This window comes from Mammaliicoccus sp. O-M54, assembly GCF_022386035.1.
Classification (GTDB): Bacteria; Bacillota; Bacilli; order Staphylococcales; family Staphylococcaceae; genus Mammaliicoccus; species Mammaliicoccus sciuri_A.
The window spans coordinates 450011-470800 of the sequence record NZ_JAJNJE010000001.1 but is presented as its reverse complement, the minus strand read 5'-3'; the positions used below and the strand labels follow the sequence as shown (position 1 = coordinate 470800).

The following is a 20790-nucleotide window of genomic DNA, read 5'->3' as shown; positions in this document are numbered from 1 at the left end:
CCTCCTAAAATAATTAAAGTTATATCTACCTTTTCTTTTTTATGAATTGAATATAATTATTTGTACGTGCCATTACTAATTCAAAACTTCCCTGTGCAAGAATTTTATAATTACTAATTCTTTTACTATTTAAAATATAAGTTTCTCGCCACGCTAACCAATGATCGCCAATTTTCTCAACGTATACCGTAGATACACGACTTAATGTACAAAAATATATTTCTTCTGATATTCCTACTATTAATCCTATCTTTCGTGCTTGAGTGTCGTAATTAATTTTTGTAGCTTGCACTTCTTACAGTCGCCTCCCACTCACTTTGCTTAAATTCATCGCCATTTTTAACATCACCGATTAATACTCTTAATGGCTCTATATCCACGTTACATTGCTTTGCATAACTTACTGCCAAATATAAGTCGTTATTCCTTTCGGTACTTTGACCATCAACAATACGCTGATATGCTTGCTTACCTAATCCACCTTTGCCATAATTCTGCAAGTGTGAAAAATCATAATTATTCAAAGTATTTTGTACAGAATAATCATCTAGGACTTGTTGAGAATAATTACCACGTTTAGAAAATATACGTTCTTCAAACTCACCTTCATACTTAGTTACACGCACACCATTATGTGTGTACTTACCTTTAACTGTTTTACTACCTGCAAGCACAAAATAATTATTAGGGTGTGCTTTGATGTCTACTGAAGGCAAGTAATCAATTTTTTGACTATAATTTATCCCATCACGCTTTTTGAATATAATGTGCTTACCACCACTTGGCGTAGTTTGTACTAACGTGTTATCCATATTAGCCACAAGTTCATCATTAAATGGTATATGTTCTATACTCTCAAAACCGTTCTTACCTTCTGCATGGTCTACATCAATATCAATACACCACACATCACGAGTAAGTACACCTAACACAAAAGCCCTGTTATACATATTGCTATAATTTTCTATGAAGTCATCATCAATGACTGCATCTTTAAATGTTACTGCTGGTTTTTTATACTGATCTAACGGAATTACCTGTATGTTCTTTTGAAGAAGTTCTTTTGCAACATGATAGCCTGTCATTTGATGCCTCCTTTTAGGTAACCGGTAACCCTTAAAACCCTTATTTTTTTCTACATACTTAAAAATATTTAGACTTTCAAAAATACGCTTAGAAAAATAGAGTTACAAAGGTTACCGACTGTTATATAGCCATTCTTAGAGTTACTATAAGAGTTACGGTAACCCTTAATCTTTATTTATAAGTTCTAGTGCCATATTAAATAGTTCTGGATTTCCTATTTTATGAACTTTAGTATTTACACCATCAATCTTTTTTTGATGATTAATACTTATCCCGATATTTTTCATATCATCTTTAGCTTGCTTGTATCTCAAACTTTTATAATCTTGTTCAATTAACTTTTGAATTGTTTCATCACCAGCAAATACAAACCCCTGTTCTGATAAAACTTTAAGCATAACGACTTGTGTTTCTGTCAATTCATCATCACTAAAATAATTTTTAAGTGTCACATCATTAAACTTAAATTCTCGTCCAATTTCTTTTAGATATTCTAAACTTGCAATCAAAAATGAAATTGATGCTGATGCTGATTGCTTACCATGTGGCTGTACGAAGTCCCAATATGGCTTGAATATCTGATAACGTTCTTCGTCTGTTTCATTAAGTGGTCTATCCTTTAATGAAATTTTGACTGTACGTGTTGTATTAGCTGTAATTTCCCCTGTATCTACGTTTTCGTTTGTATCTAGTATTAACACTGCATTGTTCTTAAATGTAAAAGCGTTTCTACCAATACCACGACCAGAAATGATTTCCCCTGTTGCAATCTTTCTTAATATACGCATCATTACTTTTGTGACTTCCCCTGTTTCATTAGCATGTGCTATGTCTGCACCGTAAAAGTTCATCCACTCGTTAGCTGCTTCAAAACCACCTGTAATTAAACTATCGAAATTTACTTTATTGACTTGTAGCAACGCATCAAATGTAGACATTAATAAACCTTTGCCCGAACGTCCGAAGTCTTTCATCAAGAACCATTTCTCAGCTTGTATTAAATTCATTTTTCTATACATTGTATAAGCGTGCATAAGCATTAAATTGTTTTTACTCTTATCATTTTCAGTGACTAGATCATAAAATTCTCTAGCTTTATCTGTGTCTATATCTTTAGCATTTACATCATATTTCTTGATATATAGTTCATTTGAACTTAGTGTTTTTTTACTGTATTCTAAATTTCTGCAATCATATATCCAATCGTTCCCAGCGATTGTATAAGGCGAAATATTGTACCTGTGCTTAACATTTAATCGTTCTCGATACACTTCAAGCATGACTTCTAAAAAGTCGTTAATTTGATGTTTATTATCCACTGGATAATTTAAAGCGAAATTTGTTTCATCTATTACTTCATAAGTGTTATCTTTTACGATAATGAAGCAATCAAGTTCATCTGAATAAATTACTAAATCTGAAATTAGATCAGCTATAAATCGAGCGTAGTTATTGAATGTATCAGACTTAAATGTAGATTTCTTTTCTTCTTCACCACTGTCATTATCTGTAGTTTTTGTATGAATCGTTCCATAAACTACTCCCAATGATTTAGCTTTTATGGTATAGTCTAAAGTAAGATTATTAATGTAATCACCTATATCACTCTTTTCTCGATGATATAGATTGCCTTTATTATTAAAGACTTGTTTATCACTAGAGATAGAAGCGAAATTGATTCGCTTACTAATCTCTTTGATACGTGACAAGTTTATTGTATTCACATAGTCTAACTGTGAGTGAAATTCAAAATGTTTATTATAAAGAATTGTTTCGTCCATTTAATCAAACCTTTCTTTGTGTTAAAATGTAGTCACGTTAATTTTTTAATTATTCGATGCCTTTTGTTGATTGCCGTCAACATTAGGCTTTTTTAATTCTTGAACAGTTACATATAGATAAAAGAGCATAGAACCGAAAAGTATGGCAAAATATACTGCCGAGAAGAAATCTACGCCTTTTGCTATAAGTAGTAGCCCACTCGAAATAATGAACATCATTAGAACGAACTCTCTCATTTACTCGACCTCTTTCAACTTATTTATTTCTGAATCTAACTCTGCGATTAAATCGTCCATTTCCTTTTTATAAGTCTGTAGTAAAGTAATTGATTGATTAAGTTTGATACGCTGCTCTGAATAACCACACCCATGTTTCATAACATCATCTTTAGTTTTTAGTTCTTCATCTTCGAAGTAATCTTCTAATAACCAATAATTCGATTGAATTAAATCTTTCATTTTGTTTTGTAGCACGTCCATATGACATTTTAAGTTTTTAATTTCCCATAAGTTATTATTCATTTTTAAAGTCCTCCTATTTATTTTTTCTATCAAAGATACTGATTGAATGTTCATCAAAATATTTATATGCCTTTTTTTGGTGTATATGATACTTTTCACCACTCGAACTTGGAAAATGAACAAACTCTTTTAAATCATTCTTGTATCTAGGGTTAAATAAAATATTTTCTTTTAACCACTGTGGACTACAATCTAAATGATCTGCTAACTCTTTTAGACTTATAAATTTACCTTCATTATGGTTATTTAATAATTGTTCATACTCCACTTTTGTAATCAAAATGAAATCAGATGGAATATTAATTGTTGCGTTTAACTGTTGCTGCATATCGTTTCCTCCTTGTCTTTAAATGTAAATAATTCCTCTACACTTACACCAAATACTTTAGATATCTTTGACGCCAGCATTGCACTAGGTGTTCGTTTACCATTGATAATTTGGCTCATGTAAGAAATTGAAATACCAACTTCATCTGCTAACGTTGAAAGGTTATGACCTTTTAAAAACATTAACTCTTTTAAATATCTGCTCTTGATAACCACAGTCATTTTTATGCCCTCCTTTACTATATGTTGTTAATCAATTACTACTATATTAGTAATTGACTATATTTTACTTTTTTATAAATGTCTTGTCAATAGTATTTACTACATAATAGTATTTTATTAATAGTTTATTAGTATTTATCTTATTTTTCGCAAAGTTTTACTATAAATCATTGTATGTTTTACAAACATATGATAAATTTTACTTGATTACTATTGGAGGAATGAACATGATTAAATTCAATCTCAAAAAAATAATGAAAGATAAAAAGGTTACTCTTAAAGAGTTATCTAGCAAAACAGGATTATCCATAAATACTTTAAGTTTATTGTCAACTGGTAGAAGTAAAGGTATTCAATTTGATACCTTAGAAAGAATAGTAAACATTTTAGAGTGTAAAATAGAAGATCTAATCATTTTAGATGATGGTTATAATACGCTCGAAATATTAGATGTAGAATTGATTCCTAAAGATGATTTCTTTTTCCCACTTAAAGGAGATAACAATTTATATTTAAAATGTACCTATCTTAATGAAGATAGAGATGTAAAAAAATTGCTATTAACATTTAATGAAAACACTCCTTTAAAAGGTGTAATGGTAAATTTAGCTGGTGATTTCCCTACAGAAATTTTAACTAGTGAAAAGCACGTAAAGGATATTATTGGGAATAAAACTATGACTTCAAAATTAAATTTATTTGTACCTTTTATGGCATTAATTTTTAAAAAAGCATACGAAAACAATTTATTTGATTTTTCTACATTTCCACTTATGGTAAACTTTATGCCTTATGCAGAAGCTGTAGTTTCCAGCACAATGTGGTATTCAAAAAATTTTAATGATGACCAATTTAAAAATACCGGTGAATTAAAAGAATATATAGAAATAGAAGACTATAAACTTCTTATTTCATACGATGTTTATGAATATGAAGTTAAAGAAATTAAAGAAGGTGATTAAATGGCATCTTATGAAAAACGTGGTAAAACATGGCGTTATGTTTTTTATGCTACGATTGACGGTAAAAAAGAGAAGATACAAAAAGGTGGCTTCCGTACCAAACAAGAAGCACATGCTGAAGCTGTCGAGTTAGAATCTTATTACAGAAAAGGTATTGTATTAAATAATAAGGTTGAATTTGCAGACTACTTCAAGTCCTGGTATGAAACAAATAAGAAGGATAAAGTCACACAGAAAACTTATGATCGTTACGTTATAGCATACAGATTAATTAAAGAATATTTTAACCACACATTACTTACAGAACTAAATAGAATGGACTATCAGAAATTTATAAATGAATATGCTGGTAATCATTCCACAGACAGTACACGTAAGTTAAACAGTTATATTCGCAATTGTTTAGATGATGCTATACATGACGGACTAATACACAAGAACGCCACATATAAAGCCAATACAAAAGGCTCTGTGGCGTCTAAAGATGAAAAGGATAAATATATTAGTCATAATGAGTTTAAACGTTTAAAAAGCTATTTAGAAACAAAAGAAAGTATGTCGTCCTTACTATTGCTTGTCATAATGGTTACTGGTGCAAGATTTACTGAAATACAGAAAATGAAACGTGATGATTTTAATTTACCTAATAATCAAGTTCATATACCTGGCACTAAAACACAAACATCAGATAGAGTAATCAGTATGGATCATAAAACATTAAGTCGTGTTAAAAATTTCATTAATAATCGCCCACAAGATGTTAATGGATATGTATTTTCTGAACATGGTACACTGATAACTAATAACGCAGTTAATAAAGCATTAAAACGAGCGTGTAAGCAATTAAACATCAAAGAGATAACGGCTCACTCACTACGTCACAGTTTGTGTTCAGTTCTATTACATGAAGGGTGTTCTATACATTATATTTCTAAACGTCTAGGACACAAGAATATTAATGTTACCCTATCCATATATTCACACTTGTTAGAAGAAACATATCAACGTGATGATGAACAAGCCATAACATTTTTAAATAGCATATAAAAAAAGCACCTACAAATTAATGTAGATGCTTTTCTTCATGTTTGGGGATAATTTGGGGATTAAAATAAAATATTCTATGATATTCGATATAACCTCAAATACTCCAAACCATTGGTATGAAAGGCTTTTGGTATTTTAACAATACTCTTTAAACCCTACTTAGCGTCCTGGGAGGGATTCGAACCCCCGACCGACGGCTTAGAAGGCCGTTGCTCTATCCAGCTGAGCTACCAGGACATTTTCAACACAAGAATAATTATATCGAATAGATACTGATTTATCAATACTTTTTAAAAAGAAAAAGGTTTATTAAATCGCTTTCGAAGTATTATTACACGTTTAGTTATTTTATTTTACTTTTATTCGGTGATAACTATGTCATTAACTTTAACTGTATTGGCTTTTTCGGCTTTACACAAAGATTTATCTTCAAATATTTCTATAACACTCGCATGTACTAGTCCATTTGCTGTTAATACATATATGTTTTCGTTCTTATGTAAGTCGTTATATTCGTTTTTATTTATACAAAACTCATCATCATTGATAACTGATGTAACGTGTGTTCTGCCCATTTCTACTCCTCCTACGTATCATAACTTATTAGTTTTTACATAAAATTAACGACATTCATAATTATAAAACAATTTTTGTTTAATTGAAAGTTTATTCTAAATTTTTAATAAAATTGAGATATTCGTAAGAATATCTCAATAAATAAAATCTATTTGCCATTTTTGTTTTGCAAAATATATATTTAAAGTGCTAATGATAATTTTTCTATTTCTTCATTATTTCTATTTAAATATGTTAAAGTTGCATTATTTAATGCTTCGTCGAATTCGATGATGGCATAAGTTTCTTCCCACTGTCCTCTTGTTTGAGAGATGCTTCCTGGATTGATACAGTAAACGCCATCTATTGACTCACATAATGCTATATGACTATGTCCATAAAATGCAAATTTAGCATGGTTATTTTTAGCATGGGCACTTAATACTTCTCTAGATGCTTTAATATCATATCTATGACCATGTGTATAGAAATAACCTATACCTTCTATTTCACCTTGTTCTTCTATTGGAAATTGTGGATCGAAATCACAATTTCCTTTAACTCTTTGATACAAACTTAGTTCTGTATCGTTATAGTCGAATTCAGAATCACCTAAATGTAAAAATAAATCTGCGTCTTTATTTTTTTCGTATATTTCATGAAGTATGCCTTGTTCGCCATGATTATCGCTAACAATTACCCATTTCATTGGAATCGCTCCCCTATGTCTTCATTCATTAATTTAATTGCATTACCACGGTGACTGATTGCACTTTTTTCTGCAGCAGTTAATTCTGCCATCGTTCTGTCTTGTGATGGTACAAAGAAAATTGGGTCATAGCCAAATCCATTTTCCCCTCGTGGTTCGTCTATAATTTCACCAGGTGCTTTACCTACATATGTAACAGTTTCTTTACCAGGCTCACTTACAGCAATGGCACAAACAAATTCTGCTGCTCTATCTTCTATACCCTTTAAGTTTGTTAATAATTTTTCTATATTATCTTGATCATTTTTTTGTGCGCCTGCATATCTTGCTGAATAAATACCTGGTTCACCATTTAAAGCTTTTACAGATAATCCGCTATCATCAGCAATAACGATTTTATTTAATTGTTTTGAAGCCGCTTCTGCTTTCAAAATTGCATTTTCTTCAAATGTTGTACCTGTTTCTTCTACATCAAAATCAGGTGCAATTTCAGAAATACCTATAACATTTGCTTTTGGAAAAATGGTTTTAAAGTCATTTATCTTTCCTTGGTTATTTGATGCAATAATAATATCTTTCATATTTATCTCTCCTTACAATGTTATTCGTTCAACATGAGCATCTTCTATATGTAGCCACTCTTTTATCGTTCTCGTAATATGTTCAACATCACCATTTGCAAAAAATTGATGTTTCGGATTTGGTGTATAATATGAATGCTCATTACTAAAAGTCAATAATGCACTTACTTCTCTTGCTGTCTCTAAACCTGAAGATATAATTGTCTTGCCATCATCAAAATACTGATGAATCGCATCATATAATAGTGGATAATGTGTACATCCTAAAATTACTGTATCTGAGTCATCATATCGCCACTGTTTAAGCGTTTGATGGATAACAATACTCGTAATCGTCGGATCTTTATATCTCATTTGTTCAACTAAAGGAACGAATCCTGGACAAGCGACGCCTTTAACTTCTACTTGAGGATTAATAGATTTGATACTTCGTCTATATGCTTCAGATTTAATTGTCCCTTCAGTACCAAGAACAAGTACACGATTATTTTTAGTTGTCATAATTGCTGTTCTTGAACCTGGATCAATAACTCCAATCACGGGTATTGATAACATTTCTTGTAAAGGTTTCAAAGCAACCGCAGTAGCTGTGTTACATGCGATGACTAGCATTTTAATATCTTTTTCAACTAAAAAGTTAGCTAATTGAATGGTAAATGATTTAACTTCTTCTCTTGTTCTCGGGCCATATGGACACCTTCCTATATCACCTAAATAAAATATCGTCTCATTTGGCAATTGTCGCATGATTTCTTTAGCAACTGTTAAACCACCAATTCCTGAGTCGATTACGCCAATTGGTTTATTCATTCATCTTCACTTCGCATTCTTTTCAACATAATTTCTAACGCTTCATTAAACTTTATTTTATCTTCATCTTCCATAATAGATAGAAGATCTTCAGTATAAATTTGTCTCGCTTGAACAACTTCGTCAATAAGTGCCGTGCCTTTTTCTAATAACTTGACGTGGAATACTCTTTTATCTTTCTCAGATTGAATTCTTTGAACGAGTTCTTTTTTCTCAAGTTTATCTACTATATCTGTTGTTGTAGAATATGCTAAAAATAAACGTTTAGATAACTCACCAATTGTAATTTGATCATGCTCATTGAGCCATTGTAAAGCAATAAATTGAGGCGGTGTTATATCATAAACCTTTAACTGACCTCTTGATTTTAATTTCGTTCTTTCTACTATATGTCTTAACGAATATTCAATCTGTTTTGTAATTTCTTCCATAGTTGTTTGTACCTCTTTTCTCATCAAACTTATATTAATAATAATAACACATACCCTTATATGCAGTTAATGAATTGGTCTTTATGTTATATAAATAAACAAATAAGAGGCCAAGACATAAAATTATGTCCCAGCCTCTCATATCTTTATTAGTTTACTTCGTGATCTGAACCGAAGAATGATTTAAACATTTGGAAAGTAGCTTCTCTGTTCATTGCTGCGATTGATGTTGTTAAAGGAATACCTTTTGGACAAGCATTTACACAGTTTTGAGAACTACCACACTCTTGTATACCACCATCAGACATAAGTGCTTTAATACGTTCATCTTTAGTCATGCTTCCAGTTGGATGCAAGTTGAATAAACGAACTTGAGAAATTGCTTGAGCACCCATGAAATTATTATTCACGTTTACGTTCGGACAAACTTCTAAACATACACCACATGTCATACATTTAGAAAGTTCATATGCTGTTTGACGTTTTTTCTCAGGCATACGAGGTCCTGGTCCTAAGTCATAAGTACCATCAATTGGTACCCATGCTTTAACTTTTTTCAAGTTATCGAACATACGAGAACGGTCAACTTGTAAATCACGAATAACTGGGAATGTCTTCATTGGTTCAAGTTTAATTGGTTGTTCCAATTGATCAATAATAGCTGAACATGATTGACGCGCTTTACCGTTAATAACCATAGAACATGCACCACAAACTTCTTCAAGACAGTTCATATCCCAAGTTACTGGTGTCGTCTTTTCACCATTTGACTTAATCGGATTTCTTTGAATTTCCATTAAAGCTGCAATAACGTTCATATTTGGTCTATAAGGAATCTCAAATTTTTCTTCATAAGGTTGAGATTTATCATTTTCTTGACGTTTGATAATGATTGAAATCGTTTTGTTTTCTTGGTTTTGACCTTGTGCATTGTTTTCAACTGTTTGAGTGTCTGCCATAATTATTTACCTCCTTTAGATTTCTTAGAGTAATCACGTTTACGAGGTTTAATGTGACTAATATCCACTTCTTCATATGAAAATTCTGGTGCTTCTTTAGGTCCTCTAAATTGAGCAATCGTTGTTTTTAACCACTCTTCATCATTACGGTCTGGGAATTCTGGTTTGTAATGTGCACCACGTGATTCGTTACGATTATATGCACCAATCGTAATAACTCTTGCTAACACTAACATATTCCATAATTGACGCGTAAAGAATACAGCTTGGTTACTCCAAGTAGATGTATCTTCCATATCAATATTTTGATATCTTTCCATCAACTCAACAATTTTCTTATCTGTTTCTAGAAGTTTATCATTATGACGAACAACTGTAACATTGGCTGTCATAATTTCTCCTAATTCTTTGTGTAACTTATAAGCATTTTCTGTACCTTTAAGTTGTAATAAATGATCGAATTTTTCTTGTTCTTCATTTATGCGTTTTTGGAAAATTTCTTCATCTAATTCTGTATATGATTTTTCGATATTATTAGCATATTTAACCGCATTTGGTCCTGCAACCATACCACCATAAATAGCAGATAATAAAGAGTTTGCACCTAATCTATTACCACCATGTTGTGAGTAGTCACATTCACCAGCAGCGAATAAACCTTTAATATTTGTCATTTGATCAAAGTCTACCCAGATACCGCCCATTGAATAATGAACTGCTGGGAAAATTTTCATTGGGACTTTACGAGGGTCGTCACCAGTGAATTTTTCATATATTTCTATTATACCACCAAGCTTAACATCTAACTCATGTGCATCTTTGTGTGATAAATCAAGGTATACCATGTTTTCACCGTTAATACCAAGTTTTTGGTTCACACAAACATCGAATATTTCACGAGTCGCAATATCACGAGGTACTAAGTTACCGTAATCAGGATATTTTTCTTCTAAGAAATACCAAGGTTTACCGTCTTTATACGTCCAAATACGTCCACCTTCACCACGAGCTGATTCACTCATTAATCTTAATTTATCATCACCAGGAATTGCAGTTGGATGAATTTGAATAAACTCACCATTTGCATATTTAGCACCTTGTTGATAAACAACAGAAGCTGCTGAACCTGTATTAATCATTGAGTTAGTAGATTTACCAAATATGATACCTGGTCCACCAGTTGCCATAATTACAGCATCTGATCCAAATGATTCGATTTTAGAGTCTGTTAAGTTTTGGGCGATGATACCACGTGCAGCATCTTCCTCATCTTTAACAATACCTAAAAATTCCCAACCTTCATATTTCGTAACTAAACCTTTAACTTCATAACTTCTAACTTGTTCGTCTAATGCATATAGTAATTGTTGTCCAGTTGTTGCACCTGCATATGCAGTTCTATGATGCAAAGTACCACCAAATCGACGGAAATCCAAAAGACCTTCTGGTGTACGGTTAAACATAACACCCATTCTGTCTAATAAATGTATGATACTTGGTGCTGCTGCAGTCATATTTTTTACAGGTGTTTGGTTAGCGAGGAAATCTCCACCATACACTGTGTCATCAAAGTGAATGTCAACAGAGTCACCTTCACCTTTAGTATTGACAGCTCCGTTAATACCACCTTGAGCACAAACAGAGTGTGAACGTTTAACAGGTACTAATGAGAATAAATCAACATGCGCACCTTGTTCAGCAGCTTTAATAGTTGCCATTAGTCCTGCTAAACCACCACCGACAACAATGATTTTGTTGTTTGCCATAAAAATTGTCACTCCCCTAAAAAGTATAAATCCTATACGAATGCAAAAATAGCTCTTAAGCCAATAATACTAATTACGATAAATACAAATAAAGTTACATAAGTCATAAAACGTTGTGATTTTGGTGATTGTGTAATTCCCCAAGTAATGAAGAATGACCATAAACCATTTGAGAAATGGAATATAACACTTACTACACCAATAACATATAGCGTTACAGAAATTGGATTAGATAAAATATCTGAAACCATATCAAAGTCAACGTGATGTCCTAATGCAGCTTGAATACGCGTTTGGTAAACATGAACAGCTATGAAAATAAATGATATGATACCAGTTAAACGTTGTAATAAGAACATCCAGTTTCTAAATAGTGAATGCCTTCCTACGTTTTCTTTAGCTGTAAACGCTATGTATAATCCATAAATAGCGTGGAATAGTATAGGAATATAAATAACTACAACTTCTAATACAATTTTAAATGGTAAATTCCACATAAAATCTGATGCTTTATTAAAAGCTTCTGGACTTATCGTTGCAAAATGGTTAATAACCAAATGCTGAATTAAGAATATTCCTATAGGAATTACACCTAATAATGAATGAATACGACGTAGAATAAACTGTTTTTCGCTTGACGCCAAAAGAAGTCCCCCCTAACTTTAATCTATGGCTCTATCGTTATATTAAGAATATAATAATCTGAAAACGATTACATACATCCCAAAAAAAATTCGATGAGCATTTACATGTATATTGTAACATCATTAAGTATGAATTTGGGCATGAGAATTATTCTCATACCCAAATATATAGATTTTTTGTTGTAATTTTACCATTTATTTACTAAGCTTATCTACTAAGTTTTGAGCAACCTTTTTAGGAACACCAATTTTCACAAAATCCTCTAAATTCGCTTCTCTCATTTTTTTAATAGAGCCAAAATGTTTTAATAATGTTTGTTTACGTTTTGGTCCAATACCTTCTATTTCATCTAAAGCTGACTTAAGTGATGTTTTTTGTCGTGTTGATCTATGGAAACTAATTGCAAATCGGTGTACTTCATCTTGAATACGTTGAAGTAAATAAAATTCTTGAGAGTTTTTCTTTAGTGGTATAATTTCTGCTTGTGATCCGTACAATAATTCTGAAGTTTGGTGTTTGTCATTTTTACTTAGACCTGCAATTGGTATATCAAGTCCTAGTTCATTTTCTAATACATCTCTCACTGAAGACATATGACCTTTACCACCATCGACAATAATTAAATCAGGAATTGGCAGTCCTTCTTTTAATACTCTTGTATATCTTCTTCGTACCGCTTCTTGCATCGACTTGTAATCATCTGGACCTTTTACAGATTTAATTTTATATTTGCGATAATCCTTTTTACTTGGCTTACCATCCACAAAAGCTATCATAACAGACACTGGATCTACACCTTGAATATTAGAATTATCAAATGCTTCAATTCTAATCGGTGTTTGAATACCCATAGCCTCTCCTAAGTTCTCAATAGCTTTGATCGTTCTAGATTCATCTTTCGCAATTAATTCAAATTTATTTTTAAGTGAAATACTCGCATTTTTTATCGCAAGATCCACCATTTCTTTTTTCTGACCTCTTTTAGGCTGAACCACTTTTGAATCAACGACTGACTCAACTGTTTTAATGTCTAAATTTTTCGGAATATGAATTTCCTTAGGCGTTAAATGTTGATTTAAAGAATAGAATTGTCCAATAAATGTATAGAATTCTTCTTCAGCAGTTTGAATAATAGGTATCATAGATGCTTGTCTTTCAATTAATTTACCTTGTCTAATAAAGAATACTTGAATACACATCCACCCTTTATCAACAGAATAACCAAATATATCCCTCATTGTCATGTCTGCTGACATCATATTCTGTTTATAATTTAACATTTCAATATGTTGTATTAAGTCACGGTATTCTTTCGCTTCTTCAAACTTCAAAGCTTCACTCGCTTGATTCATCTTCTCGTTTAAGTCATTGACGATTGTTTTGTCATCACCATTTAGAAAATCAGTAATTTCTTTAACCATCGTTTGATACTCGCTTTGTTCGACTGGATAAACGCAAGGTCCTAAACATTGGCCAATATGATAATAAAGGCATACTTTATTTGGCATTGTGACACATTTTCTTAACGGATAAATTCTATCTAGTAATTTTTTCGTTTCATGTGCGGCATAAGCATTAGGATATGGTCCGAAGTATTTACCCGAATCTTTTTTTACAGTTCTCGTCACGATGAGTCTAGGATGTTTTTCTTTTGTAATTTTTATAAATGGATAACTTTTGTCATCTTTTAATAATATATTATAACGTGGTTGATGTTTTTTAATTAAGTTAAGTTCAAGTAATAAAGATTCTATTTCACTTGAAGTCACGATAAATTCAAAATCTCTAATCTCCCCTACGAGTCGAGTTGTCTTTTCATCATGTGCACCTGTGAAATAGCTGCGAACTCTGTTTCTTAATCGTTTAGCTTTTCCAACATATATGACTGTTTGTTGTCTATCTTTCATGATGTAACATCCAGGTTCTGTTGGTAAAACTTCAAGTTTTTGCTTAATTTTCTTTTGGTAGTCTTCCACCTTTATCACCTACCTTTTTAAATTCATTATATCAATAAAATTTGCATTGACCAAAACATACGTTCTATATAAATATCTATCATCACACAAAAACTGCCTACAAAGTCATATGCTTTGTAGACAGTTTGGATTAATTATAGGTTATAACGATTAATAATGTTTAGATAATACTTGTTCTAGTTGTTCTTTAGGTTGGAAACCTACTACTTTATCTACAGCTTCGCCATCTTTAAATACGATTAAAGTTGGGATACTCATAACTTCGTATTTAGCTGCTGTTGCTTGGTTTTCATCTACGTCTAATTTAACGATGTTAGCTTTACCTTCAACGTCTTTAGCTAAATCTTCTAATACTGGCGCGATCATTTTACAAGGTCCACACCATGGTGCCCAGAAGTCCACTAAACTAACGCCTTCTTTGATTTGTTCATCGAAATTTGCATCTGTTGCTTTTAATAATGCCATTGGAAAAATCCTCCTTGTTAACTTATGATAATGAGAGTATAGCACGCTTTATTTTGCAATGCATGTTGTTTGCTCAAAGTGTATTGTACTTGATATGAACTATATTAGCAATCACTTAAATTCAGGTTTTCTTTTGTTTATAAATGCATCAATACCTTCTTTTGCATTGTCGCTTTCAATAATATCAACGAAATGTCTTTCTTCAATTTGATCACTTTCTAATGATAAATCTAAATTAGACATTTGCTTGATGACTTTAATAGAGTCTAAAGATTTAGAAGCGATTGTAGTAGCTAATTTTTCAGTAGCTTGTTCTAATGCTTCTTTATCTTCAACTATTACATTAAATAAATGTTTCACTTCTTCTAAATTGATATTCTCACCAGTTAACGCAGCTTGTAATGCTTTATGTTGACCTACCATAGCAGATAATCGTCTGACACCACCAAAGCCTGGGAATATACCTAAGTTAATTTCAGGTAATCCTACTTTTGTATCTTTCGTGATTAATCTCATATCACATGCTAAAGCAAGTTCAAAGCCACCGCCTAAACAAACACCATGAATTGAACTGATAACTGGCTTATGACATGTCTTAATCAATCTAAATAATTTAGCACTTGTAGAAGCTAAATCTAATCTTTCATGTTTAGTTAGTTCTGGGAATGATTTAATATCTGCACCTGCAGAGAAACATTTTTCATTACCTTTTATAACGATGACTTTCACATCTTCATTGAATCCTTCTGTTTCAATTGCTTCAATAATGCTATTTAATACTGCCTCATTTAAAGCATTTACCGGACCATGATTTAATTGTATATAAAGAACGTGGTTTTCGACATTTGTATTTATCAAGAAAATTCCTCCTTATAAAAATATTAAGTATGCAATACCTGCTATAAATGTTAAAGCAGAAATAACGAGTAATACTTTAGCTAGTTTATACATATCAAAATTATCCAATATGTTTCCTCCTTATTTCAATGTTACAACAGTAACACCAAATCCACCTTCTGAAGGCATACCTGTACGATATGATTCTACAGAACGATGTTTTTTAAGATGGTCAGCTACACCTTTTTGTAATGCACCTGTACCTTTACCATGAATAATATTCACTGTACCGTAATTAGAAAGTACTGCTTGATCGATATATTGGTCTAATTCTAACATAGCATCTTCATATCGGTAACCACGTAAATCTAAATCCATTTTTATAGTAGATCGATTCGTTCTAGGAACAACTTTACTTGGTTGTTGTTTCTTTTTATCTAGTTTTTCTAAATCTTTTACTTCTATTTTCATTTTGAGTATACCCATCTGAACAACAACTTCTTCATCGCTGATCACATCGATAACTTCACCTTTTTGACCGTATGATAATACTTTAACGTCATCACCTTTTTCAATCTTATCGTGACGTTCTTTCTTAACATTTTGTTTCAGAGATTGCGATGTATATTGATTATCAAGTCGTTTCTTTCGCTCAATCAATTCATGCTCTTTTACATTTGCAGCTGAATTATCTCTCATATCTCTTAGTTCTTGAAGGATTGTTTCCGCTTCTTCAGTCTTTTGTTTAACTTCTTGATTGGCTTTATTTCTCGCTTCATCCATCAGTTGTGTTTTGAAGTTTTCAAAGCGTTGTAATTCTTGCGTTAATGATTGATGCAAGTCTATAGATTCTTGTTTTAATTTTTCGACTTCAATTCGGTCATTTTCGACAGATTTAGCATTTTTCTCAAGTGATTCTATCATGACATTGATTTCTTTTTCATCTTGACCAATCAGTGATTTTGCATGATTGATGAGTTCATTTTTTAGCCCTAATTTTTTAGAGATTTCAAATGCGTTTGAACGTCCTGGTATACCCATTAATAATTTATAAGTTGGTCTTAATGTTTCAACGTCAAATTCAACACTTGCATTCATCACTTTCTCTCGATTATAGCTATATGCTTTAAGTTCAGGATAATGTGTTGTTGCCATGATTAAAGCATCTCTTTCAATCGTATAATCTAAAATACTCATTGCTAATGCTGCACCTTCACTCGGATCAGTTCCTGCTCCTAATTCATCAAATAAAATTAATGAGTCTTTATCCGCTTGATCAATAATGTTGACGATATTTTTCATATGTGATGAAAAAGTCGATAACGATTGTTCAATAGATTGTTCGTCACCAATGTCACAAAATACTTTCTTAAATATCGTTATAATTGCGCCATCTAATGTCGGAATTAACAAACCAGATTGTGCCATTAACGTGATTAAACCAACTGTTTTTAAGGTAACGGTCTTACCACCAGTATTAGGACCTGTAATAATAACAGCATTAATGTCTTCTTTAAATTCAATCGTATTGCTGACAACTTCTGATTGATTAATTAATGGATGTCTTGCTTTAGGTAAATATATTGCTCTATCTTCAGATATGATTGGTTTAGTAGCTTTAATAGTTGCACCGAATTTAGCTTTTGCTGTTACAAAGTCTAAATGCCCCATAACTTCTGTACTTGAAAGTAATTCATAGCCTACTTCGCTTACTTGTTCTGTCAGTATATATAACAATCTATCTTTTTCTTCTTTTTCTTTAGCTTTAACTTGAGCAATTTGATTATGCATTTCAACAATTGCACTTGGTTCAATATATAATGTTTGGCCAGATGCAGATTGATCATGCACGATACCATTAAAATCTTGACGATATTCTGCTTTAACCGGAAGTACATGTCTATCATTTCTAACCGTTACAATAGAGTCCGATAATTTCTTCTGATTAGCTGAAGATCTAACCATTTGTTCTAATCTTGATTTAATACGATCGTTCGTTTTTTTAATTTGATGTCTCAATTCAGCTAATTTGGGACTTGCCGTATCAAACAAATCGTGTTCATCACACTGTTCACTTATTTGATTCAGCAAGTCACTTAAAACTGGCAATTGTGCAACATAACCATCGATATTTGGATAAAGTATTGCCTCATCTTCATCAACGATACTTGCGTAAAATGTTTTAAATCTATTTTGAACTTGAATATTACGTTTAATTTGGTTTAATTCTTCAACGTTTAACAAACTGCCAATTTCTGCACGTCTTACATAGGATTTAATATCTTTTAGCCCTGAATACCCAGGTACTCTATGTTTATTATAAATTTGAGTCATTTCGTCTGTTTCATTTATACTTTGCTGAACCGTTTCAAGTTCATCACTTGGTTTAAGTTCGTTAATAAGGCGTTCAGCAATATCACTTGTCGCATGAGTAGACAATTGTTGAATAATTAAGGGATATTCAAGAACTTTTAATGTTTTCTCATTCATATTATCTTCCCTCTTCTTTTAATACTTTATTTTGTTGATTGGATCCATTTTTTAAATGCTTCACGTGATTTAGCATTAATAACTTGTGATTTTTTCACCCAACCTTTTTGAGCCGTTCCAACACCATATTTCATGAAATCAAAATGATCAATATGATGGGCATCTGTATTGATTGTAATCATTAGGTCAGGATTATTTTTTAATACGTCAGCGTTTAAATCTAATCGTTGTGGATTAGCATTCAGTTCTAATACTGTATTAGTTTCTCTTGCCATTTTAATAAGTTCATCAATATTCGGACGGTATCCATCTCTTCTACCAATAATTCTTCCTGTCGGATGTGCAATATGTCTGACATATTGATTTTCACATGCAGTTCTAAGTCTATTCATAATCTCTTCTTCAGATTGATTGAAACTTTGATGAATTGCTGCAATCACATAATCTAATTCTTTCAATACGTCATCTGGATAATCTAAACTACCATCTGGTTTAATATCCATTTCTGTACCACTATAAATATCAATTTCTTTATATGATTCATTTAGTTTTTTAATTTTTTCGTTTTGTTCCAATAAACGTTCAATAGATAATCCATTTGCTACTGCTAAACTTCTAGAATGGTCTGTAATACAAATAAATTGATATTGATGTTCAATTGCCGCTTCAATCATTTCTTCAAGTTTAAATGCACCATCACTATAAGTTGTATGCATATGAATATCACCATTAATATCTTCTAACTGTATGATATCTTGAATATCTTTATCAAATTCTGTACCATCCTCACGCATTGTTGGTGGTATATATGGCACGTTAAAATGATCATAAATTTCCTTTTCACTTTGATAAGTAATGATGTTACCATTTGCTTCTTCTATACCATATTCACTTACTTTTTCATTTTTTTGTTTAGCAAGTTGTCTAATTTTTATATTATGATCTTTAGAACCTGTAAAATGTTGCAATGTATGATAGAAAGCTTCTGGTTGAATCAGTCTAAAATCAACACCAATAACATCTTCTTCAATTTGTAAATCTAAAGAAACTTTCGTTTGGCCAACAGCAATTTGTTCTTTAATATCTGGAAAATCAAGTAGTGCTTGTTGTACTTTTGTAGGTTCTTCAGTCGAAATAATATAATCTAAATCTTTGCTCATTTCTTTCATTCTTCTGAAACTACCTGCAACTTGATATTGAATAATGTCTTCAATATTATCTAAAAATTGATTAATCACTTCATGTGCTTTAATCATAGTATTGATTGGATATTTTTCAGGTCGTTGCCCTAACACTTTCGTTTCTTCAAGAAGTTTTTGTTCTGTCTTTTTCGCAAAGCCTGGTAATTCAGACACTTGATTATTTTCACACGCTTTGATTAAGTCTTCTTTATTTTTTATATCTAATTCTTTATATAATTTCGCAATTTTTTTACTACCTAATCCAGGTATTTTTAATAATGGAATAAGTCCTTCTGGAATTTCTTGTTTTAACTCATCTAAATAACTTTGTGTCCCATTATCTATATATTCATTTATGACATCGCCTACACCTTTACCAATGCCTTTTAATGATGTCACATCTTCAATTTCGTTTAACGTTCTTTCATCTGTTTCTAATGATTGACTTGCTTTTCTGTATGCTGATACTTTAAATGGATTCTCACCTTTAATTTCCATGTATATTGCAATTGTTTCTAACATTTTTACGATATCTTTTTTTGTTAACATATCTATTCCTCCGTAAAAAAAGTCATAGGTTCTCCCATGACTTTTTTCAATATGAATTCATTTAATTTGAAAGCCATTTTACTAATTGATCAGATAAGAATGGTGTCTTTGTTAATACTGCATTTCCAATAGAAGACTGTTGTAATGCATCAATAAAAGGTGCTACGGGAATTACCGCAACTGCTGCTAGTATGATAATTACAACTAAATACGCTTCTATAAATCCAAGTACGATACCATAATACCTTGCATATTTACCGCCAAATTCCATTTGATGATAAAAATCAAATACTGTTGCTACAATTTGTAAAATTATTTTAGTAAAAACAAATAAAATGAGAATCGCCATAATATTATAAAATGCATTCTCATTATTAATACTGTTAAATATTGCATTCTTACCTTCTGTAGACGCACTCGGATAAGGTAATATTAAATGCAATTGCTTGCTAAATGGTGCGTAACAAATGCTGGCAATCACCAATGAACTAATCGTGCCGATAGAATGTAATGATTGTAATACTAAACTACGTCTATATCCAATGATGACACCTATAATTAAACATAAAAATATAAGTAATGTTATCATTCTAAATGTCCTTTATTTTTTAATTGTTTGATTTCTTCTCTTAACTTTTCATTTTCTTCTTCTAATTTAACATATTCATGCATAACATTAACAGCTGTAAGAACAGATTTACGCGTTGTATCCAAGCCTGCATTTAATTGCCCGAGCGCTTGCAACTTTTCATCCACTCTACCAGCTACATATCGAATATGTGATGGATCGTCTTCACCAATAATTGTATAATGTTGATCATTTATAACCACTGTCACTCTATTTTTTTTTTCACTCATTATACTACCCCTGTTCAAATTATAAATGGAT

24 protein-coding genes and 1 tRNA gene are annotated in these 20790 nt (G+C 31.5%); 2 read left to right on the top strand and 23 right to left on the bottom strand.

Features of this window, described 5'->3' with window-relative positions; genetic code table 11:
• Nucleotides 1–25: 25 nt before the first annotated feature.
• The 7 genes from LQ673_RS02435 to LQ673_RS02405 form a co-directional block, all read right to left on the bottom strand.
• Nucleotides 26–292, bottom strand: a complete 267-nt coding sequence (locus LQ673_RS02435) for a pathogenicity island protein (protein WP_204168447.1) — start codon at nt 290–292, stop codon at nt 26–28.
• Nucleotides 273–1085, bottom strand: coding sequence for a bifunctional DNA primase/polymerase (locus tag LQ673_RS02430; protein WP_204168446.1), 813 nt, complete (start codon nt 1083–1085; stop codon nt 273–275). Before LQ673_RS02430 ends, LQ673_RS02435 begins: the two co-directional genes overlap by 20 nt.
• 165 nt (nt 1086–1250) lie before the next feature.
• Nucleotides 1251–2867: a phage resistance protein gene (locus LQ673_RS02425; protein ID WP_239704661.1), complete on the bottom strand. Its 1617-nt coding sequence runs from the start codon at nt 2865–2867 to the stop codon at nt 1251–1253.
• Nucleotides 2868–2912: 45 nt separating this feature from the next.
• Nucleotides 2913–3104 (bottom strand): hypothetical protein, encoded by a 192-nt coding sequence (locus tag LQ673_RS02420; RefSeq protein ID WP_204174735.1) that lies wholly within the window; start codon nt 3102–3104, stop codon nt 2913–2915.
• Nucleotides 3105–3389 carry a type II toxin-antitoxin system toxin TscT gene (locus LQ673_RS02415; RefSeq protein WP_204168444.1) on the bottom strand — a complete coding sequence of 95 codons (285 nt, stop codon included), beginning with the start codon at nt 3387–3389 and terminating at the stop codon, nt 3105–3107.
• A 13-nt stretch (nt 3390–3402) separates the two neighbouring features.
• The gene (locus tag LQ673_RS02410; protein WP_204168443.1) at nt 3403–3717 is read right to left on the bottom strand and encodes a DUF771 domain-containing protein; all 315 of its coding nucleotides are present in this window, start codon (nt 3715–3717) and stop codon (nt 3403–3405) included.
• Nucleotides 3702–3938 (bottom strand): helix-turn-helix transcriptional regulator, encoded by a 237-nt coding sequence (locus LQ673_RS02405; protein ID WP_204168442.1) that lies wholly within the window; start codon nt 3936–3938, stop codon nt 3702–3704. Before LQ673_RS02405 ends, LQ673_RS02410 begins: the two co-directional genes overlap by 16 nt.
• Nucleotides 3939–4165: 227 nt before the next feature.
• On the opposite strand from LQ673_RS02405, the gene LQ673_RS02400 reads away from it, so the two are divergent.
• Nucleotides 4166–4900, top strand: a complete 735-nt coding sequence (locus LQ673_RS02400) for a helix-turn-helix domain-containing protein (protein ID WP_204168441.1) — start codon at nt 4166–4168, stop codon at nt 4898–4900.
• The gene (locus LQ673_RS02395; RefSeq protein ID WP_204168440.1) at nt 4901–5947 is read left to right on the top strand and encodes a tyrosine-type recombinase/integrase; all 1047 of its coding nucleotides are present in this window, start codon (nt 4901–4903) and stop codon (nt 5945–5947) included.
• Between the two features lie 163 nt (nt 5948–6110).
• On the opposite strand, the gene LQ673_RS02390 is transcribed toward LQ673_RS02395, so the two are convergent.
• The 16 genes from LQ673_RS02390 to zapA all read right to left on the bottom strand — a co-directional run bounded on the left by LQ673_RS02390 (nt 6111) and on the right by zapA (nt 20759).
• A tRNA-Arg gene (locus LQ673_RS02390) sits at nt 6111–6184 on the bottom strand.
• A 122-nt stretch (nt 6185–6306) separates the two neighbouring features.
• A complete protein-coding gene (locus tag LQ673_RS02385; protein WP_037587508.1) occupies nt 6307–6522 on the bottom strand; it encodes a hypothetical protein in 216 nt (71 codons plus the stop codon).
• Between the two features lie 182 nt (nt 6523–6704).
• A complete protein-coding gene (locus LQ673_RS02380) occupies nt 6705–7211 on the bottom strand; it encodes a metallophosphoesterase family protein (protein ID WP_037587506.1) in 507 nt (168 codons plus the stop codon).
• A complete protein-coding gene (locus tag LQ673_RS02375; RefSeq protein WP_107576978.1) occupies nt 7208–7792 on the bottom strand; it encodes an XTP/dITP diphosphatase in 585 nt (194 codons plus the stop codon). The genes LQ673_RS02380 and LQ673_RS02375 overlap by 4 nt, the downstream gene beginning before the upstream one ends.
• A gap of 12 nt (nt 7793–7804) precedes the next feature.
• A complete protein-coding gene (gene racE / locus LQ673_RS02370; RefSeq protein WP_025904622.1) occupies nt 7805–8602 on the bottom strand; it encodes a glutamate racemase in 798 nt (265 codons plus the stop codon).
• Complete coding sequence (locus LQ673_RS02365; RefSeq protein WP_025904623.1) at nt 8599–9033, bottom strand: MarR family winged helix-turn-helix transcriptional regulator; 435 nt, start codon at nt 9031–9033, stop codon at nt 8599–8601. The genes racE and LQ673_RS02365 overlap by 4 nt, the downstream gene beginning before the upstream one ends.
• A 149-nt stretch (nt 9034–9182) precedes the next feature.
• Nucleotides 9183–9992, bottom strand: coding sequence for a succinate dehydrogenase iron-sulfur subunit (gene sdhB, locus LQ673_RS02360; protein WP_037587502.1), 810 nt, complete (start codon nt 9990–9992; stop codon nt 9183–9185).
• A gap of 2 nt (nt 9993–9994) precedes the next feature.
• Nucleotides 9995–11758 (bottom strand): succinate dehydrogenase flavoprotein subunit, encoded by a 1764-nt coding sequence (gene sdhA, locus LQ673_RS02355; RefSeq protein ID WP_107596694.1) that lies wholly within the window; start codon nt 11756–11758, stop codon nt 9995–9997.
• 32 nt (nt 11759–11790) lie between these two features.
• Nucleotides 11791–12402 carry a succinate dehydrogenase cytochrome b558 subunit gene (locus tag LQ673_RS02350; protein ID WP_191836212.1) on the bottom strand — a complete coding sequence of 204 codons (612 nt, stop codon included), beginning with the start codon at nt 12400–12402 and terminating at the stop codon, nt 11791–11793.
• A 195-nt stretch (nt 12403–12597) separates the two neighbouring features.
• Entirely contained in the window at nt 12598–14379 is a 1782-nt protein-coding gene (uvrC, locus tag LQ673_RS02345) for an excinuclease ABC subunit UvrC (RefSeq protein WP_191836211.1), read from the bottom strand.
• 150 nt (nt 14380–14529) lie between these two features.
• Complete coding sequence (gene trxA / locus LQ673_RS02340) at nt 14530–14844, bottom strand: thioredoxin (protein ID WP_025904628.1); 315 nt, start codon at nt 14842–14844, stop codon at nt 14530–14532.
• 111 nt (nt 14845–14955) lie between these two features.
• The gene (locus LQ673_RS02335; protein WP_037587496.1) at nt 14956–15702 is read right to left on the bottom strand and encodes an enoyl-CoA hydratase-related protein; all 747 of its coding nucleotides are present in this window, start codon (nt 15700–15702) and stop codon (nt 14956–14958) included.
• Between the two features lie 120 nt (nt 15703–15822).
• Nucleotides 15823–18171: an endonuclease MutS2 gene (locus LQ673_RS02330; RefSeq protein ID WP_119475373.1), complete on the bottom strand. Its 2349-nt coding sequence runs from the start codon at nt 18169–18171 to the stop codon at nt 15823–15825.
• Nucleotides 18172–18197: 26 nt separating this feature from the next.
• Entirely contained in the window at nt 18198–19901 is a 1704-nt protein-coding gene (gene polX / locus LQ673_RS02325; protein WP_204171178.1) for a DNA polymerase/3'-5' exonuclease PolX, read from the bottom strand.
• A gap of 61 nt (nt 19902–19962) precedes the next feature.
• Entirely contained in the window at nt 19963–20490 is a 528-nt protein-coding gene (locus tag LQ673_RS02320; RefSeq protein ID WP_037587489.1) for a CvpA family protein, read from the bottom strand.
• Entirely contained in the window at nt 20487–20759 is a 273-nt protein-coding gene (gene zapA, locus LQ673_RS02315) for a cell division protein ZapA (protein ID WP_191836209.1), read from the bottom strand. The genes LQ673_RS02320 and zapA overlap by 4 nt, the downstream gene beginning before the upstream one ends.
• Nucleotides 20760–20790: the final 31 nt, after the last annotated feature.

Excerpts from the sequence above, each read along its gene's own strand:
- LQ673_RS02430 (WP_204168446.1), bottom strand. The coding sequence starts at position 1,085 with ATGACAGGCTATCATGTTGCAAAAGAACTTCTTCAAAAGAACATACAG.
- LQ673_RS02425 (WP_239704661.1), bottom strand. The coding sequence starts at position 2,867 with ATGGACGAAACAATTCTTTATAATAAACATTTTGAATTTCACTCACAG.
- LQ673_RS02420 (WP_204174735.1), bottom strand. The coding sequence starts at position 3,104 with ATGAGAGAGTTCGTTCTAATGATGTTCATTATTTCGAGTGGGCTACTA.
- LQ673_RS02415 (WP_204168444.1), bottom strand. The coding sequence starts at position 3,389 with ATGAATAATAACTTATGGGAAATTAAAAACTTAAAATGTCATATGGAC.
- LQ673_RS02410 (WP_204168443.1), bottom strand. The coding sequence starts at position 3,717 with ATGCAGCAACAGTTAAACGCAACAATTAATATTCCATCTGATTTCATT.
- LQ673_RS02405 (WP_204168442.1), bottom strand. The coding sequence starts at position 3,938 with ATGACTGTGGTTATCAAGAGCAGATATTTAAAAGAGTTAATGTTTTTA.
- LQ673_RS02400 (WP_204168441.1), top strand. The coding sequence starts at position 4,166 with ATGATTAAATTCAATCTCAAAAAAATAATGAAAGATAAAAAGGTTACT.
- LQ673_RS02395 (WP_204168440.1), top strand. The coding sequence starts at position 4,901 with ATGGCATCTTATGAAAAACGTGGTAAAACATGGCGTTATGTTTTTTAT.
- LQ673_RS02385 (WP_037587508.1), bottom strand. The coding sequence starts at position 6,522 with ATGGGCAGAACACACGTTACATCAGTTATCAATGATGATGAGTTTTGT.
- LQ673_RS02380 (WP_037587506.1), bottom strand. The coding sequence starts at position 7,211 with ATGAAATGGGTAATTGTTAGCGATAATCATGGCGAACAAGGCATACTT.
- LQ673_RS02375 (WP_107576978.1), bottom strand. The coding sequence starts at position 7,792 with ATGAAAGATATTATTATTGCATCAAATAACCAAGGAAAGATAAATGAC.
- racE (WP_025904622.1), bottom strand. The coding sequence starts at position 8,602 with ATGAATAAACCAATTGGCGTAATCGACTCAGGAATTGGTGGTTTAACA.
- LQ673_RS02365 (WP_025904623.1), bottom strand. The coding sequence starts at position 9,033 with ATGGAAGAAATTACAAAACAGATTGAATATTCGTTAAGACATATAGTA.
- sdhB (WP_037587502.1), bottom strand. The coding sequence starts at position 9,992 with ATGGCAGACACTCAAACAGTTGAAAACAATGCACAAGGTCAAAACCAA.
- sdhA (WP_107596694.1), bottom strand. The coding sequence starts at position 11,758 with ATGGCAAACAACAAAATCATTGTTGTCGGTGGTGGTTTAGCAGGACTA.
- trxA (WP_025904628.1), bottom strand. The coding sequence starts at position 14,844 with ATGGCATTATTAAAAGCAACAGATGCAAATTTCGATGAACAAATCAAA.
- LQ673_RS02330 (WP_119475373.1), bottom strand. The coding sequence starts at position 18,171 with ATGAATGAGAAAACATTAAAAGTTCTTGAATATCCCTTAATTATTCAA.
- polX (WP_204171178.1), bottom strand. The coding sequence starts at position 19,901 with ATGTTAACAAAAAAAGATATCGTAAAAATGTTAGAAACAATTGCAATA.
- LQ673_RS02320 (WP_037587489.1), bottom strand. The coding sequence starts at position 20,490 with ATGATAACATTACTTATATTTTTATGTTTAATTATAGGTGTCATCATT.
- zapA (WP_191836209.1), bottom strand. The coding sequence starts at position 20,759 with ATGAGTGAAAAAAAAAATAGAGTGACAGTGGTTATAAATGATCAACAT.